The sequence below is a fragment of the Halomicrobium sp. HArcht3-1 genome, assembly GCF_058933345.1.
In genome coordinates, this window is the sequence record NZ_JBZYDM010000001.1 from 360499 (window position 1) to 375100 (window position 14602).

Here is a 14602-nt window from a genome sequence, read left to right on the forward strand (position 1 = left end):
CGGGGGTGACTAAGCCCCTTTGATAGCACTCACGCGCTGGTGATGTCGGCGATCTCGAACCGCGCGCCGCCCTCGGCACTTTCCGTGACCGTGATCGTCCAGCCGTGAGCGTCGACGATCTCGCTGACGATCGCCAGCCCGAAGCCCGTGCCGTCCTCGGTCGTCGAGTAGCCCGACTCGAACACCTCGGACCGCTCCGACTCGGGGATTCCACGGCCGTCGTCTTCGACGTAGAACCCGGTCCCGTCCGGCAGCGAACCGATCCTGACGGTCACGTTCTCTCTGCCGTATTCGAGGGTGTTTTCGGAACCGCTCGTGACAGCGGACTCGTCGACAGCCCCACGTTCGGCGTTCCGACGGGCCTGCGAGTCGGGACTCGAAGGACCGTGTTCCACCGCGTTCCGCACGAGGTTTTCGAGTAGCTGTCGGAGTCGGGCGGGATCGGCGACGAAGTCGACGTCACCGTCGACGACCAGTTCGGCGCCGTCGGTGTCGATCATCGTCCAGCACTCTTCGACGACTGGAGCGAGCGACACCGGTTCCGTCTCGTCGATCGGCTGTCCCTGGCGTGCGAGCGAGAGCACGTCGTCGATCAGTGCTTCCATCCGGTCGAGGGCCTGCTCGCCTCGTTCGAAGTGTTTCGGGTCGCCGGTCTCGCGGGCACCATCCAGTGTGCCCCGAAGCACTTGCAGCGGATTGCGGAGGTCGTGACTGACCACGCTGGCGAACGTGTCCAGCCGTTCGTTTTGTCGTTCGAGTTCGCGACGGTCACGTTCCCGATCCGTGATGTCGGTCATGAGGATCAGGCGTCCGACCGGGGTTTGCCCCGCAGCGAACGGACTCTCGGCCACTTGGTAGTAGTGCTGCTGGCCGGAGTCGGTCAGCGTCAGCGTCGATGGCTCTGTTTCGAGTGCCTCGGCGACCGGTGGGACGATACTCCAGAGTGGCTGTCCGATCGTCCCCGGTTCGGCCAGCGCCGGAAACAGATCGGCGGCCGCCGCGTTGTACTCCCGGAGGAGATCGCGCTTGTCGACGATGAGAACGGGTTTGTCCGTAGCGCCGGCGAGCCGAATCGCCTGAAATCGGTCGAGAAAGACGAAGCAAACGCCGATAGCGAAGACGGCGACGCCGATCGGTTCGTAGGTGGTGTCGACGAGCCACGGCGTCGCGTAGCCGACGAGGTCGAGCACCAGCGGCAGTCCCGTGATCGCCACCAGCAGTGCCAGCGGTCGGGTGTCGTAACTGACCTGCAACAGTCGTTCGAGGATCATGAAGTAGCCCACCGCCGCGAGCGCGTAGGACAGTCCCATCACGATCCAGTGAAACGGCTGGTGGACGATCGAGAGATGGGGAAACGGTGTGGTCGCCGGCTCGGTGGCGAAGTACAGACCGTGCCAGGGGTTCGTGATCTTGATCGCGACAATCACGAGAAAGACGGCGACGGCCAGCCCTCGCAGCGTGGTGTTGCGGTGTAGCGTCCGACCGGTGTAGGCCGAACTGAAGTAGAGCCACGGCCCGACCGTGCTGAAGCCGATGACGAGTCCGACGGTGTAGATCGCGGTCTTGAGCGTCTCACCCGGTGTGACGAAGAAGGCGACGTGCGTGAGTGCCCAGCCACCGCTGGTCAGTAACAGTGCGACGAGACCGAGGCGCGTGTCCCTATCGTCGATATCACGCGCACGGCCGACGCTGGCGAAGCAGGCCAGTGCCGCCACTCCGAACACGAGGAGATAGCCCGCGAAGACCGGGTCGAACGTACCTGTCGACTGTCCCATCACTTAAATCGTCGTTCCGAATGGGTTTCTCTGCCGAACGCTCATCAGCGTATCGCTGTCCGTACTCGTTCTGGTCACTCAGACGGATGGTTGTCGCGATGCACCGGTGAGCGCCTCCCCCGTCGACGCTCACAGGTACGCAACGACAACCGTCCGTCTCACTCGAACACGACTGCGCTGTCGTCGTCCGGGACGGTCGCACCGTCCAGCGTCCCAAAGGCGTCGTGAAGCCGGTCGTAGGTGTCTTCGAGCGCCTCGACGATGACCTGTGTGTCGCTGACGACTGGCATGAAGTTCGTATCGCCTTCCCACCGCGGAACGACGTGGGTATGGAGGTGATCCGCGATGGACCCGCCCGCTGGTCCGCCGCCCAGATTCAGTCCGGCGTTGAACGCGTCGGGGTTCAGTGCACGCTCCAATGCGTCGAACGTTCGCTGCTTGAGCCGTGCGTGGGCGAACAACACCTGCGGTGGGAGGTCCCGGTAGTCCCCGGTGTGATCGTAGGGGATGACCATCGCGTGCCCGGGACTGTACGGGGCGTTGTTCAGGAGGACGTAGGCGTGTTCGTTCCGTGCCACGACTCTGTGCTCGCGGTCGGCGTCGCGGGCCGGAAGGTCACAGAAGATACAGTCGACATCCGGATTCTTCTCGTCGCGCTCGACCCACTCGATCCGCCACGGTGCGAACACCTGTTCCATGGCACATCCTGTACCGGCCGACAGTAAATCGCTTTGCCACGCCCCGAGCGGAAATAGTATTTAAATCTTGTTGCCGTTCACGGAGTGGGACGACAATTAAAGGGCTGAGAGGTGTGTATAAACAGTCTCAGCACTTCTCAGATACTGCTGGGCGAAAAAGCGGTTCCGTCTGTCGATAAACGGTCTAAACGACCCCGAACCGTAGGGTGTTTTTATACTCGTTACGGCCGATTGCTTATCCGGGATGGCAGTCAAAGACGGCGACTCCACTATGTCAGAGGCATGCTCGACGTGCGGACGGACCACCCCGCACGACGTTTCCGTCCAGATCCTGACCGAAAGTACGAAGCAAGAGAACGCAGCCTTCTCTCGCGAACCGTACCGTGTCAGCGAGTGTCACATCTGTGGCACCACGACGGAAATTCGCATGAACAACGCCTGATGCGAACTGCTGTCGCCGTGTGCCGGACCACTCCGGCACGAGACGACACCGGTGCGTATGCGCCATCTCAGACACCCAACACACCCAACACCCTTTTGCGAGCGCCTCCCACCCGGCGCTGTCAGTAACCGGTTTCTCCGACAGTTTCGATGAAGTAGTCGTGCTTCGACAGCCCCGCTGCTCTACAACCGCGTCGTCACTTCACACCCGTCGTCTGTCACGATGACGGTGTGCTCTTTCTGGCTGACGAGTTCTCCCTCGGCCTCCTGCAACACGGGGTAGCCGTGGACGATGTCCTGCTGTTTGAGCCGTCGCAGCGCCATGTGGGGCCGCGAGACATCCAGCCAGCGAGCGGCAAACGGGAGGGTCTTGAACTCCTCGGCGATCTGGTTTAGCGCCTGTCGCGCCTGCCGATTTCGCACCGACCCCTCTCGTTCGAGCGAGAAGATCTCCTCGGTCGTGCCCTCGTTGACCTTGCCGCTCCCGGTCGTGGCGAACGGTTCGATGGCGACGACCTGTCCAGCCTCCAGGGTCGTTCCCTGCGAGATCGACCGGTTCGGGATGTTCGGTTCCGTGTGCTGTTCCCAGTGACCCAGTCCGTGGCCGGTGAGGTTGACGACGGGGTTGTAGCCGTAGCCGTCGATGACCTCCCCGATAGCGGCCCCGATCTCACCGGTATCGACGCCGGCGGCGACGGTATCGAGTGCGGCATCGAGTGCCTCGTCGGCGGCCGCTTTCAGGTCGTCGTTGCCCGAGAGATCGACCGTGACGGCGGTGTCGGCCAGCCAGCCGTCGACGTGGACGCCGATGTCGAGTTTCACCATCTGCTCGCCGACGGTCCGGTCGTCGTCCGGCCCGGCCGCGCCGTGGGCGGCCTCGTGGTCGACGCTGACGTTGACCGGGAACGCCGGCTTGCCCCCCAGTTCTCGGATGCGGTCCTCCGCCCACTCGGAAATCTCCAGATAGCCCGTCCCCACTTCCAGTCGGTCGGCAGCCTCGTTGCGCACCTGTGCCAGAATCTCCCCGGCTTCGCGGTGCTTCTCGTACTGCTCGGCGTCCAGATCAACCTCGGTCATGGGCTTGGGTTGGTCTGTCGATGGCAAATGGATTTCCATCGCCGCTCCGTGTCCGCCCGGCTTGCCCTGTCACTCGAACCCACGCGACACGAAATCGTACCGATACGTTGAGTAAAGGGTTTCACACTGTGGCTGAAAGTGGGAGTAATGGCTGCCAACCGTGACCAGCCACCGATCTATGCCAGCACGCTCCTCTGGGGTCTTATCCTTCTGGCGACGGCCGCAGTCATCGTGACGCGGGGACTCGTGGCTGGTGGCGTCGTGTTTGCGAGCGCGGTCGTCTGTGTGCTCGTCCTGACACTCGTCCTGACGCTGCGCGACCGGTTCGGCCGGGAGCCACAGTACGACAACAAACTCGATCCCTGGGACGACTAGCTGCTTCCACGACGGTCTCTTGGGCGCACGGGGTCGCTACGAGCGGTCGCCGTCTTCAGCGTCCCGGTCGCTATGACGGGGTTACAGTCTGCAGCGCCCCGGTCGCTATGACGGGGTTACAGTCTGCAGCGCCCCGGTCGCTATGACCGGGTCGCCGTTTGCATCGCCCCGGCCGCTATGACGGGGTTACAGTCTGCAGCGCCCCGGTCGCTATGACCGGGTCGCAGTTTGCATCGCCCCGGCCGCTATGACCGGGTCGCCGTCTGCATCGCCTCGGTGTTCGCCACCGACCCGGTGTGGCCGGCGTGGTCCATGACGATGAGGCCAGCCTGCCCGCCGGTCTCCGCTTCGAACGCCGCGAGTGCCTCTTCTGCCGCCTGTCGCGGGCCGAACCGGTCGAGTGCGCGAACCGCTTCCTTCGCCAGCCCGTAGCGTGCGATGGCTTCGCCCTCTCCCGTCGCGCTCGCACCGCCACGCTCGTCGGCGTAGACGCCGGCCCCGAGCTGTGGTACGTCGCCGACCCGTCCGGCCAGAGCGAACCACCGGCCGCCGGTCGACGTCGCCGCCGCGAGCCGGTCGCCGTCGGTCGCGACCGCGCCGACGGTGTCGTGCCCGCCGAAGTGCTCGCGGACCCACGCCAGCCGCTCGCTCGGATCGGCTGCCGCTGGCGGGTCGGCATCGTTCCAGCGGTCTCGTGAGCGGTCGGTCCAGAGATCACAGTCGGTCTCTACCCCGGCCGCGCTCGCGAAGTCGACGGCCGGGTCGCCGGCCAGCAGCACGTGTGGGGTCTCGGTGGCGACCGCGCGGGCGACCGAGACGGCGTGTTCGACGCCGGCCATCGCACACGCCGCGCCGGCCGTTCCATCGTCAGTCATGACGCTCGCGTCCGTTCGAACGACCCCGTCGCTCTGGACCGCACCGCCGACGCCGGCGTTGAATCGTGGATCGGCTTCGAGAGCGCGGACGGCCGCCTCGACCGCCGCCATCGGCGTCTTGGCGTCGACACCGTCGGCCGCCGCGTCGGCGAGGACCTGCTGTCGTCTGGCCGGTTCGTCGGGCGCGGAACCGGCACCACCGTGGACGATGAGATGCATATCCGTGCCGATGGCGGCCACCGGCAAAAGCGGCTGGGGCAATCGAAAGAACGAACTGTGTGAACTGACAGGTCAGCACCGATGTACGTTCGCGAGAACGCCGCCGACTACGCCCTGATCGACCGCTGGGACGATGGCATCGGCTGGTTCGCCCATCCCGAGGAGGGCGGCCAGCGAGCGAGTCACGCGATCCGATCGTCCGCCGACGGCGATGTCTGGCTCTTCGACCCGCTCGACGCCCCGGGGATCGACGAGCGTATCGCCGACCTCGGTGACGTGGCGGGGGTCGCGGTCCTGTCGGACTACCACGCCCGCGACGCCGCGGTGTTCGCCCGCCGGCACGACGTGCCCGTCACCGTCCCGACGTGGCTCGACCGGAGCGCCGACCGGATCGACGCGCCGGTCGAACGGGTCGATGGCTCGGTCGCGGGGTTCGAACTGCACGAACTTCGACCGCTACGCGCGTGGCGCGAGACAATCGCGTACCGTGCGTCTGACGGGACGCTGTACGTCCCCGACTTTCTGGCGGGCGAAAAGTTCGCCGTCGGCGACGAGCGGATCGGGATGCCGTTCCTCAGTCGGCTCGCGCCCCCGCGATCGAAGTTCGCGGCGTTCGATCCCGACCGCGTCCTGTTCGGTCACGGCGTGGGCATCTTCGACGACGCCGCCACCGCAGTGTCTGACACGATGACCAACGCACGCGCTCGCTTCTTCCGTGGACTGGTGAACGCACCGACGGAGATCCGTGCCATGCTCGGCGCGTTTCGCTGATGGAAACGACACGGCCGAAAACGACGGGATCATTTCCGTGTCTCCTGTTACCATGCCCTCGTCCAAAGCGGCAGTCCTTTAGGCCCGAATTTCGTGGGGTCGAATATGAGCTACGACTACGATAAAGTCGAGGTGCCCACAGAGGGCGAGAAGATCGAGGTTATCGACGAGGACAACGACGAACTCGATATCCCCGAGAACCCGATCATCCCCATCATCCACGGGGACGGCATCGGCAAGGACGTGGGCCCGGCCGCCCAGCGCGTGCTGGAAGCCGCCGCCAACGCGACTGGACGAGACATCTCGTGGATGCGCGTCTTCGCTGGCGAGTCCGCCCGCGAGAAGTACGACGAGAACCTCCCCGACGACACCGTCAACGCCATCGACGAGCACCGCGTCGCGATCAAGGGCCCGCTGACGACGCCCGTCGGCGCTGGCTTCCGCTCGCTCAACGTCGCGCTGCGCCAGACGCTGGACTTCTACTCGAACGTCCGACCGACCTACTACCTCGACGGCGTCCCGTCGCCGATGAAGGCGCCCGAGGAGATGGACATGGTCACGTTCCGTGAGAACACCGAGGACGTGTACGCCGGCATCGAGTGGGAAGCCGGGACCGAGGAAGTCGAGCAGGTCCGTGAGTTCGTCGAAGAGGACATGGGCTTCGACGAAACGATGCACGACGGTCCGATCGGCATCGGCATCAAGCCGATCACCGAGTTCGGTTCCAAGCGTCTGGTTCGCAAGGCCATCGACTACGCCCTCGAACACGACCGCGACAAGGTCACGCTGGTCGCCAAGGGCAACATCATGAAGTTCACCGAAGGGCAGTTCACCGAGTGGGGTATGGAAGTCGCCGACGAGGAGTACCCCGACGAGGAAGTCTTCGCCGCGCCCGACTCCCTGTGGGAGACCCAGGACGAGATCGACATCCCCGAGGACGCCGTCATGGTCGAGTCCCGCCTCGCCGACGCGATGCTCCAGTGGATGCAGCTCCGAACCGACGAGTTCAGCGTCCTCGCCATGCCGAACCTCAACGGCGACTACCTCAGCGACGCCGCCGGCGCACAGATCGGTGGCCTCGGGATCGCGCCGGGTGCGAACTTCGGTGACGCTCGCGTACTCGCCGAACCGGTCCACGGATCGGCTCCGAAGCGCGCCGGCCAGAACATGGCGAACCCGACCGCACTCATCCTCTCCGGTCGCCTGATGTTCGATTACATGGGCTGGAAAGACGCCGCCGACCTCGTTCGCGACGCCGTCGAGGAGACCATCTCCTCGGGCAAGGTCACCTACGACCTCGAACGCCAGCTCGACGACGCCGAGAAGCTGGGCACCGAGGAGTACGCCGACGCTATCGTCGAGAATATCGAGCGACTGGCGTAACGCCAGTCGCTCGTCCTCTGACGGCGTAGCCGTCAGAACATCGAAAAGCTGTCGTAGACCGTTTTTCTGCCGTTCGCAGTGTCGCCACGAAAACAGCGACGCGATCGTCGACAGAACAAACTCACTCTCTTCTGTTCGCCTTCTCACTCGACTGGCACGATTTCGCCAGACGCCGCCGGCACTCCATACACACCTTCAGTACTTTATGTTAGACAATAATGCAAATACACTAATACAGTAGGGTTCGTGCCCAGAAGTGACTGGCGTGCGATCCGTCAGTTCGAGTATCGCAAGACGATCAATTACGGACGCTTCGGATCGCAACCGGCCCGGTTGGGGGATGTGGGAACCCAGACCGCGCGGATCTGCGGTCGGCCCGACCCGGCCAGCGAGCGACTGCCGAAGGCAGCATTCGAACATATGAGAGAGACACGACGCAACATACTACGGAAGGCATCGGCACTATCTGCGCTGGCGATCGGCGTCAGCGGGACCGCATCAGCGGCAGACTGCAGCGACATCCAGCAGTGGCAATCCGACACTGCCTACAGTGGCGGCGATCGGGTCGTTCACAACGACGTTCTCTGGGAAGCCGAGTGGTGGACGCAGGCCAACGAACCAGAAGCGAGCGACTCGGTCTGGACGAAGATCGGCGACTGTGGTGACGGTACCGAGAACGAAGCTCCGACCGCGTCGTTCACAGTGAGCATCAGTACACCCGCGCCGGGCGAGTCCGTCACGTTCGACGCGTCTGACTCGTCCGATCCGGACGGGTCCATCAGCTCGTACGCCTGGGAGCTGGGCGACGGTGACACAGCCGACGGACAGACCGTGAGCCACACGTATGGCTCCGCAGGCGATTACACGGTCACGCTCACCGTCACCGACGACGACGGCGCGACTGGAACGGCATCGACGACGGTGTCCGTCTCGGAAAGCGACAACGAGGCACCAAACGCGTCGTTCACCGTCTCGCCGTCCTCGCCGACGACGGGCGAGTCGGTGACCTTCGACGCCGCCGATTCCTCGGACGCCGATGGCTCTATCAGCTCGTACGCCTGGGACTTCGGCGATGACGTGACTGCCAGCGGCCAGACCGCAAGCCACACGTACAGCTCATCGGGCGAGTACACGGTCTCGCTCACTGTCACCGACGACGACGGTGCAACCGACACCAACGCGACGACCGTCAGTGTCGGCGGTGACGGCGGCGAGTGTAGCGGCGTCTCGAAGTGGGACGCCGAAACGACGTACACTGGCGGCGACCAGGCCGTCTACGACGGTATGCTCTGGGAAGCCAAGTGGTGGAGCCGGGGCGACGAGCCAAGCACCAGTGATGGGGGTCCCTGGAAGCAGATCACCTCCTGTGGGCCGCCCGAGCCAGTCACGAAGACGCTCGCCGATCTCGTGCCAAAGCCCGACAGCGTCACGACCGCCGACGACGGCTTCGAGATCACGTCCTCGACGACGATCGTCGCCGAGGGCAGCGACGGGACCGAGGTCGGACAGTACCTCGCCGACCTGCTGGGGCCGGCGACCGGCTTCGATCTGTCCGTCGAGAGTGGCTCGTCCGCGTCCGCCGACAGCATCGCGCTGTTGCTCAACGGCGCTCCCTCGTCGGTCGGTGACGAAGGCTACGAGATGAGCGTCGACGCTGACGGCGTCACGATCCGTGCCAACGCGTCCGCGGGACTGTTCTACGGTGTCCAGTCGATCCGGCAGGTACTGCCGGCGGCGGTCGAGGCCGACACCGAACAGTCCGTCGACTGGATCGTCCCCGGCGGTTCGGTCACCGACGCACCGCGCTTCGAGTACCGTGGCGCGATGCTGGACGTGGCACGACACTTCTTCGACAAATCGGTCGTGAAGGCGTTCATCGACCAGTTGGCGGTCTACAAGATCAACCGCCTGCACCTGCATCTGACCGACGACCAGGGCTGGCGTATCGAGATCGACGGCTGGCCGAACCTCACCGACGAAGGGGCAGACTCGGAGGTCGACGGCGGGCCTGGTGGCTACTTCACGAAGGCGGACTACCAGGAGATCATCCAGTACGCCCAGGATCGCCACATGATGGTCATCCCGGAGATCGACATGCCCGGCCACACTGGGGCGGCCCTGGAGTCGTACGCGGAACTCAACTGTGACGACACGAAGCGCGAGGAAGACACTGGCATCAACGTCGGCGACACAACGCTGTGCATGGACGACGAGCACAAGGAGACGAGTCTCCAGTTCGCGTCCGATGTCATCAGTGCGGTCGCCGAGATGACCGACTCCCCGTACTTCCACATCGGTGGCGACGAAGCCGATGTCCTGTCGGATGCCAAGTACGAGGAGTTCATGAACGCGGTCCTCCCGATGGTCGAGGACGCCGGCAAGACTCCCATCGGATGGCACCAGATCGCCGACACGGAGCCTGTCTCTTCCGCGCTCCTCCAGTACTGGGGGACCAACGCGCAGGCCCCGGAGGTCGCGGCCCGGGCCAGCGAGGGCCACGGCGTCATCGCCTCGCCTGCCCACCTCGCGTACCTCGATCAAGACTACAACCAACAGGACGGTCTGGGTCAGGACTGGGCGGGACCGACCTCGGTCGAGGAGGCCTACTCCTGGAATCCGGGCAGTTACATCGACGACGTCGACGAGTCCTCCATCACCGGTGTCGAGGCACCGCTGTGGACGGAGTACGTCGAGACACAGGACGACATCGAGTACATGGTGTTCCCGCGACTGGCGGCCATCGCGGAACTCGGTTGGTCGTCGTCGTCCGACATCGGCGACTTCGACGAATTCAGCCAGCGACTGGCCCTGCAAGGCCCGCGCTGGGAGCAGTCGGACGTGAACTACTACCAGTCTGATCTGGTCGACTGGCAGTAAGACGGCCGACGGGCGTGGGCACTCCGTCTACCGCTGTGCTTGGACGGAGCATTGTCGATCCGTACCGGGTCGATCACACGACGGTGTGTGACCGACCGTGAACGGCCCCAATACGCCGTCTCACTCCCAGTTTGGCTCCTCGCGTGGCGGACTGAACACGTCGATCCCACTCACCGGTTCGTCGGTTCGGTTGGCCGCTTCGTGTGGCTCGTCGGCCGGAATGACGTAGCTCTCGCCCGAGCCGATGACGAACTCCTCGTCGCCGACGTGGAAGGTGAAGGCTCCGCGAGCGACGAACCCGACCTGCTCGTGAGGGTGGCTGTGTTCGGGTACTACGGCCCCGGGTTCGATGTGAAAGTGCTGGACGTTCATGCGCTCGCCGCTGACCAGCGGCGCGATGTGGACTCCCTCGACGACTTCGGTGAACTCGCTGTCGGCCGTGCCACAGACGTGCATGGTCGATGTGACTGGACCTCGGGTGGTAAACGTACCGGGGCGCTCGGAGTTCGGTAGCCCGTGGGGCCGTCACGATTCACATCACGAAGGAACTGTTTTCATCCCGTCGACTCCAAGAGGACGGTATCACGACGATGAACGAGCGATCACTGCTCCGAACTGCCGTCGCACTGGTCTCCGCGCTCGGGTTGGGTGCGGGTGGGCTGTTATTCGGTGTCCTCCTGCTGTCGATCACTGGCGCGGTCCTGATCCTCGGCCTTGGCGTCCAGCTCGGGGCCGTCGAGTCGCTGATACTGTCGCTGTTTTTCATCCAGGGTGTCGGCTGTATCGGCGTCTCCCTGACCTACATCAAGCTCCGGCCGGTGATCGGACCGAGCGTGCGTGAGTTGCTGGGCTTCGAGCCGGGATCGACGCCGTTCGACGTTGGCTACGATTTCCCGGACCTGCGTGACATCGGGGTCGTGATCGCAGGCTATCTGCTCGCGTTCGGTGGCGTCCTCGTCGGCGGACTCATCATCTCGCAGTTTCAGGTCGAGACCGGCCGGAATCAGGTCGCAGAGACGGCGATCCAGAATCCGGGGATCATCCTCTATCTGGTCCCGGTGATGCTGTTCGTCGTCGGTCCCAGCGAGGAGTTGCTCTTTCGGGGCGTCGTCCAGGGGCGACTCCGGGAGGTCTTCGGACCGGTTCCGGCGATCCTCATCGCCAGCGCCGCCTTCGCCGGGATGCACGGCATCGCCCTCGTCGGCGGCTCGACGGTCGGGAACCTCCTCGTGTTGACGCTGTTGCTCTCGCCGGCGCTCGTGCTGGGTGCGAGCTACGAGTACACGAACAACATCGTCGTGCCGACGGTCATCCACGGGATCTACAACTCGACGCTCGTCCTCCTCCTGTACGTCAGCGTCGTCTACAGCGATCAGCTCTCGGAGGCCGCGGCCAACTCGACCGCCGTCCTGTAGCACCGCCAGATTCAATCACGGACCGTCCTAACGAGGAGTATGTACGCCGTCGTGGGGTGTAGCGACTGTTCGGCGCTGTGGCTCATCGAGGGCCGTTCCGAGACCACACAGTGCCCGCGGTGTGGGACGACGCGCCAGTACGAGAAGCGTCGCAAGTTCGTCGAGACCGACGACGAGGACCACGCCCGAGAGGTCCGGGCGTCGATGCTGGCGAACCGGCAGGACCACGGCGAGGCGTTCGCCGAACTCGATTCGTTTGCCGAGATGGAGTCACAGATCGACGACGCCGGCCCGAGCGAGGACGCCATGCTGGAGGCGGCGGGCGTCGACACCGACGAGGTCACGGCGGCCAGTGAACGGGCCACCAGTGGCAGCGGCGGCGGCCAGAGCCGCAAGGACACCGTGCTGGCGGCGCTACGTGACTGTGAGGACCCGACCGAAGCGGACGTGGTCGCCTACGCCACCGAACGGGGCGTTCCCGCCGACTACGCCGAAAAAGCGCTCGAAAAGCTCCGGCGGGCTGGCACCGTCTCCGAGAGCGGCGGCACCTATCGCCTGCTATGAACGTCTTTGGCTACCCCGTCGAACCGGGCCGGACCGTCGTCGGGTCGCTGGTCGCGCTCGCAGGACTACTCTTTCTCCTCCAGCCAGTGACCGGTCCGGTCGACGTTGGCGGCGTTCCAGTTCAGCCGGCGGCCGCCTCGCCGGTCGTGCTGGCCGCCGGGTTCGCCCTCGGCGCGGTGATCTTCCTTCGGCAAGGAAGACACCTCTTTGCCGCGGCCCACGCCGTGTTTGCCGTTGCACTGGCCGGCTTCGTCGGCGGCGTGGCGACGGGGAGCGACTGGCTGCTCGTCGTCGGCGTCGGTGCGCTCGTCGGCGGTTCGGGCTGGCTCGTCACGCGAGCACGAGCAGCCAGACGATGAGCGCGTACACGGGGACCGAGACGAGATAGACGAGTGCAGCCGTGACAAAGGCGTGTGGCCCGGTGCTCTCGGCCGTGGGTTCTTCGAGGGTCTCGTAGGCGAACGCGTCGTGGTGGCGCTCGGGTATCTGGTCGCGAAACGTCTCTGGACCGCTTCGGTAGGGCAGTCGGTCCTGGAAGGGGACGACCAGATCGCCGTTCAGTGCCGACGCGTATATCATTCCGATGGCCAACAGCGGTCCGGCGACCAGCAACACGAGCGTCAACGCCGCCGGGAAGTCGACCTGAAACGAGCCAGCGATGGCGGCCAGTACGGTCGCGATTGGCAACACGATCCCCGAGACGACGATCGTCGCGTACCAGCGCAGGTCCATGCGTCACGTGAGCGCTCCACGGACGAAAACGATTCGCCGGCCTAGCGACCCAGATCCGCGTGCGCACTCGAAAGGTGCCGGGAGGCCAGTGCCGCCAGCAAGGAGAGTTCACCGGCGAGTGCGCCGGCCGCGATGGCTTCCGCGAGCGCGTCGGCGTTGCTGCCGGCGGGATCGCCACCGCCTGCGTAGCCAAGCACGTCCAGCCCCTCGGCCTGCGTGGGCAGTTTGGTCCCGCCGCCGACGGTCCCGACTTCGAGCGACGCCAGTGTGACGGAGGCGTAGAGTCCCTCCTCGCGGGCGTCGACGGTCGTGATCGTGTTGGCACCTTCGACGACCTGTGCGGCGTCCTGCCCGGTCGCGAGAAAGGCCGCGGCGATGACGTTGGCGGCGTGAGCGTTGAAGCCCAGCGCGCCCGCTTTCGCCGAGCCGACGAGGTTCTTGCGGGTGTTGGCCTCGGCGATGGCCTCGGTGGTCGTGCCCAGCCGCTCTTCGACCTGTTCGTGGGGGACGAGCACGTCCGCCGCGACGGTGCGCCCGCGGCCCTCGATGGCGTTGATCGCGGCGGGCTTCTTGTCCGAACAGAGATTGCCAGAGAGCGCGACCAGTTCCGCGGGCGTCTCGGCCTCGACGACCTCGCAGGCCGCTTCGGTGGCGATGGTCGCCATGTTCATCCCCATCGCGTCTTTCGTGTCGTAGGAAAACCGGAGGAAGACGTTGTCACCGACGACGTAGGGCGTCACGTCCTGCAGTTCGCCGTGGCTGGTCGTCGTCTCGGCGGTCTCGGCGAGGTCGTCGACGTGCTCGCGAACCCACGCCGACACCTCGCCGGCCGCGGCCACGTCTTCGACTTTGAACACCGGCGCGCGCGTCATCCCGGATTTGAGGACGCGGACCGTCGCACCGCCGGCCTCGCGGATCGTGCTGACGCCCCGATTCACACTCGCCAGCAGCGCGCCCTCCGTCGTCGCCAGCGGGAGGTAGTGCTCGCCCGCGGCAGCGCTGCCGTCGATGGGCAAGGGGCCGACGACGCCCATCGGCACCTGTGCGGCCCCGATCATGTTCTCGATGTTGGCCTCGGCGTCGGCGGCGTCGAAGGTGTAGTCCCCGACGGCGGACAGGTCGACGCCGGTCTCCTCGGCCAGCAGGTGCCGGCGGGCCGCTGCGGCGGTCTCGGCGTCGGCGTGGTCTTCGAGTTCGTAGAGTCGCAACTCCTCGTCGCGAACGCGCGCTGCGAGTTCCTCGGCGTCGGTCATGTCCGAAGGCTTGCGGTCGAGGGGCCTAACAGTTCCCCTCTGTCACGACCAGTGGGACTCGACGGAGTTCGCTGGGAGAACGACCACGCACGTCGCTGGCTGCGGGTAGATCTATCGGTACCGCTCCCTTGCAGTCGCCTTCGACCA

Annotated in this window: 15 protein-coding genes; 8 read left to right on the top strand and 7 right to left on the bottom strand. The window is 65.3% G+C overall.

The features are described 5' to 3' along the window. Positions 1-29: 29 nt before the first annotated feature. Both AC5FRW_RS01945 and AC5FRW_RS01950 read right to left on the bottom strand, forming a co-directional pair. Positions 30-1775 carry a sensor histidine kinase gene (locus tag AC5FRW_RS01945; RefSeq protein ID WP_493566734.1) on the bottom strand — a complete coding sequence of 582 codons (1746 nt, stop codon included), beginning with the start codon at positions 1773-1775 and terminating at the stop codon, positions 30-32. Positions 1776-1933: 158 nt separating this feature from the next. Beyond that, on the bottom strand, positions 1934-2473 hold the full coding sequence (locus AC5FRW_RS01950) for an HIT family protein (protein WP_493566735.1): 540 nt from the start codon (positions 2471-2473) through the stop codon (positions 1934-1936). Positions 2474-2717: 244 nt separating this feature from the next. Between AC5FRW_RS01950 and AC5FRW_RS01955 the strand changes: the two genes are divergently transcribed. Beyond that, positions 2718-2915, top strand: coding sequence for a DUF7835 family putative zinc beta-ribbon protein (locus AC5FRW_RS01955; protein ID WP_493566736.1), 198 nt, complete (start codon positions 2718-2720; stop codon positions 2913-2915). A gap of 182 nt (positions 2916-3097) precedes the next feature. Here the strand turns inward: AC5FRW_RS01955 and map are convergent, their stop codons facing one another. Continuing rightward, positions 3098-3991: a type II methionyl aminopeptidase gene (gene map / locus AC5FRW_RS01960; protein ID WP_493566737.1), complete on the bottom strand. Its 894-nt coding sequence runs from the start codon at positions 3989-3991 to the stop codon at positions 3098-3100. Positions 3992-4138: 147 nt separating this feature from the next. On the opposite strand from map, the gene AC5FRW_RS01965 reads away from it, so the two are divergent. Next, a complete protein-coding gene (locus tag AC5FRW_RS01965) occupies positions 4139-4366 on the top strand; it encodes a hypothetical protein (RefSeq protein WP_493566738.1) in 228 nt (75 codons plus the stop codon). Between the two features lie 245 nt (positions 4367-4611). On the opposite strand, the gene AC5FRW_RS01970 is transcribed toward AC5FRW_RS01965, so the two are convergent. Further along, positions 4612-5460 (bottom strand): isoaspartyl peptidase/L-asparaginase, encoded by an 849-nt coding sequence (locus AC5FRW_RS01970; RefSeq protein WP_493566739.1) that lies wholly within the window; start codon positions 5458-5460, stop codon positions 4612-4614. 81 nt (positions 5461-5541) lie between these two features. Between AC5FRW_RS01970 and AC5FRW_RS01975 the strand changes: the two genes are divergently transcribed. The 3 genes from AC5FRW_RS01975 to AC5FRW_RS01985 all read left to right on the top strand — a co-directional run bounded on the left by AC5FRW_RS01975 (position 5542) and on the right by AC5FRW_RS01985 (position 10491). Then, positions 5542-6231: a hypothetical protein gene (locus AC5FRW_RS01975; RefSeq protein ID WP_493566740.1), complete on the top strand. Its 690-nt coding sequence runs from the start codon at positions 5542-5544 to the stop codon at positions 6229-6231. A gap of 105 nt (positions 6232-6336) precedes the next feature. Continuing rightward, entirely contained in the window at positions 6337-7614 is a 1278-nt protein-coding gene (gene icd / locus AC5FRW_RS01980; protein ID WP_493566741.1) for an NADP-dependent isocitrate dehydrogenase, read from the top strand. Positions 7615-8034: 420 nt separating this feature from the next. Further along, the gene (locus AC5FRW_RS01985) at positions 8035-10491 is read left to right on the top strand and encodes a family 20 glycosylhydrolase (protein WP_493566742.1); all 2457 of its coding nucleotides are present in this window, start codon (positions 8035-8037) and stop codon (positions 10489-10491) included. Positions 10492-10611: 120 nt separating this feature from the next. Here the strand turns inward: AC5FRW_RS01985 and AC5FRW_RS01990 are convergent, their stop codons facing one another. Continuing rightward, positions 10612-10947 (bottom strand): cupin domain-containing protein, encoded by a 336-nt coding sequence (locus AC5FRW_RS01990; protein WP_493566743.1) that lies wholly within the window; start codon positions 10945-10947, stop codon positions 10612-10614. Positions 10948-11081: 134 nt separating this feature from the next. Between AC5FRW_RS01990 and AC5FRW_RS01995 the strand changes: the two genes are divergently transcribed. The 3 genes from AC5FRW_RS01995 to AC5FRW_RS02005 are packed head-to-tail and all read left to right on the top strand — an operon-like array spanning position 11082 to position 12829. Continuing rightward, entirely contained in the window at positions 11082-11906 is an 825-nt protein-coding gene (locus AC5FRW_RS01995; RefSeq protein ID WP_493566744.1) for a CPBP family intramembrane glutamic endopeptidase, read from the top strand. A 39-nt stretch (positions 11907-11945) separates the two neighbouring features. After that, a complete protein-coding gene (locus tag AC5FRW_RS02000) occupies positions 11946-12470 on the top strand; it encodes a DUF5817 domain-containing protein (RefSeq protein ID WP_493566745.1) in 525 nt (174 codons plus the stop codon). Then, on the top strand, positions 12467-12829 hold the full coding sequence (locus AC5FRW_RS02005) for a hypothetical protein (protein WP_493566746.1): 363 nt from the start codon (positions 12467-12469) through the stop codon (positions 12827-12829). The genes AC5FRW_RS02000 and AC5FRW_RS02005 overlap by 4 nt, the downstream gene beginning before the upstream one ends. On the opposite strand, the gene AC5FRW_RS02010 is transcribed toward AC5FRW_RS02005, so the two are convergent. Together AC5FRW_RS02010 and hmgA are read right to left on the bottom strand one after the other, a co-directional pair. After that, entirely contained in the window at positions 12801-13202 is a 402-nt protein-coding gene (locus AC5FRW_RS02010) for a hypothetical protein (protein ID WP_493566747.1), read from the bottom strand. The two genes, AC5FRW_RS02005 and AC5FRW_RS02010, sit on opposite strands and share 29 nt — an antisense overlap. Positions 13203-13243: 41 nt before the next feature. Next, complete coding sequence (gene hmgA, locus AC5FRW_RS02015) at positions 13244-14455, bottom strand: hydroxymethylglutaryl-CoA reductase (NADPH) (protein ID WP_493566748.1); 1212 nt, start codon at positions 14453-14455, stop codon at positions 13244-13246. Between the last annotated feature and the right edge of the window lie 147 nt (positions 14456-14602).

What these genes read in the sequence shown, in the direction of transcription:
- AC5FRW_RS01945 (WP_493566734.1), bottom strand. Translation starts at nt 1,775, where the DNA reads ATGGGACAGTCGACAGGTACGTTCGACCCGGTCTTCGCGGGCTATCTC.
- AC5FRW_RS01950 (WP_493566735.1), bottom strand. Translation starts at nt 2,473, where the DNA reads ATGGAACAGGTGTTCGCACCGTGGCGGATCGAGTGGGTCGAGCGCGAC.
- AC5FRW_RS01955 (WP_493566736.1), top strand. Translation starts at nt 2,718, where the DNA reads ATGGCAGTCAAAGACGGCGACTCCACTATGTCAGAGGCATGCTCGACG.
- map (WP_493566737.1), bottom strand. Translation starts at nt 3,991, where the DNA reads ATGACCGAGGTTGATCTGGACGCCGAGCAGTACGAGAAGCACCGCGAA.
- AC5FRW_RS01965 (WP_493566738.1), top strand. Translation starts at nt 4,139, where the DNA reads ATGGCTGCCAACCGTGACCAGCCACCGATCTATGCCAGCACGCTCCTC.
- AC5FRW_RS01970 (WP_493566739.1), bottom strand. Translation starts at nt 5,460, where the DNA reads ATGCATCTCATCGTCCACGGTGGTGCCGGTTCCGCGCCCGACGAACCG.
- AC5FRW_RS01975 (WP_493566740.1), top strand. Translation starts at nt 5,542, where the DNA reads ATGTACGTTCGCGAGAACGCCGCCGACTACGCCCTGATCGACCGCTGG.
- icd (WP_493566741.1), top strand. Translation starts at nt 6,337, where the DNA reads ATGAGCTACGACTACGATAAAGTCGAGGTGCCCACAGAGGGCGAGAAG.
- AC5FRW_RS01985 (WP_493566742.1), top strand. Translation starts at nt 8,035, where the DNA reads ATGAGAGAGACACGACGCAACATACTACGGAAGGCATCGGCACTATCT.
- AC5FRW_RS01990 (WP_493566743.1), bottom strand. Translation starts at nt 10,947, where the DNA reads ATGCACGTCTGTGGCACGGCCGACAGCGAGTTCACCGAAGTCGTCGAG.
- AC5FRW_RS01995 (WP_493566744.1), top strand. Translation starts at nt 11,082, where the DNA reads ATGAACGAGCGATCACTGCTCCGAACTGCCGTCGCACTGGTCTCCGCG.
- AC5FRW_RS02000 (WP_493566745.1), top strand. Translation starts at nt 11,946, where the DNA reads ATGTACGCCGTCGTGGGGTGTAGCGACTGTTCGGCGCTGTGGCTCATC.
- AC5FRW_RS02005 (WP_493566746.1), top strand. Translation starts at nt 12,467, where the DNA reads ATGAACGTCTTTGGCTACCCCGTCGAACCGGGCCGGACCGTCGTCGGG.
- AC5FRW_RS02010 (WP_493566747.1), bottom strand. Translation starts at nt 13,202, where the DNA reads ATGGACCTGCGCTGGTACGCGACGATCGTCGTCTCGGGGATCGTGTTG.
- hmgA (WP_493566748.1), bottom strand. Translation starts at nt 14,455, where the DNA reads ATGACCGACGCCGAGGAACTCGCAGCGCGCGTTCGCGACGAGGAGTTG.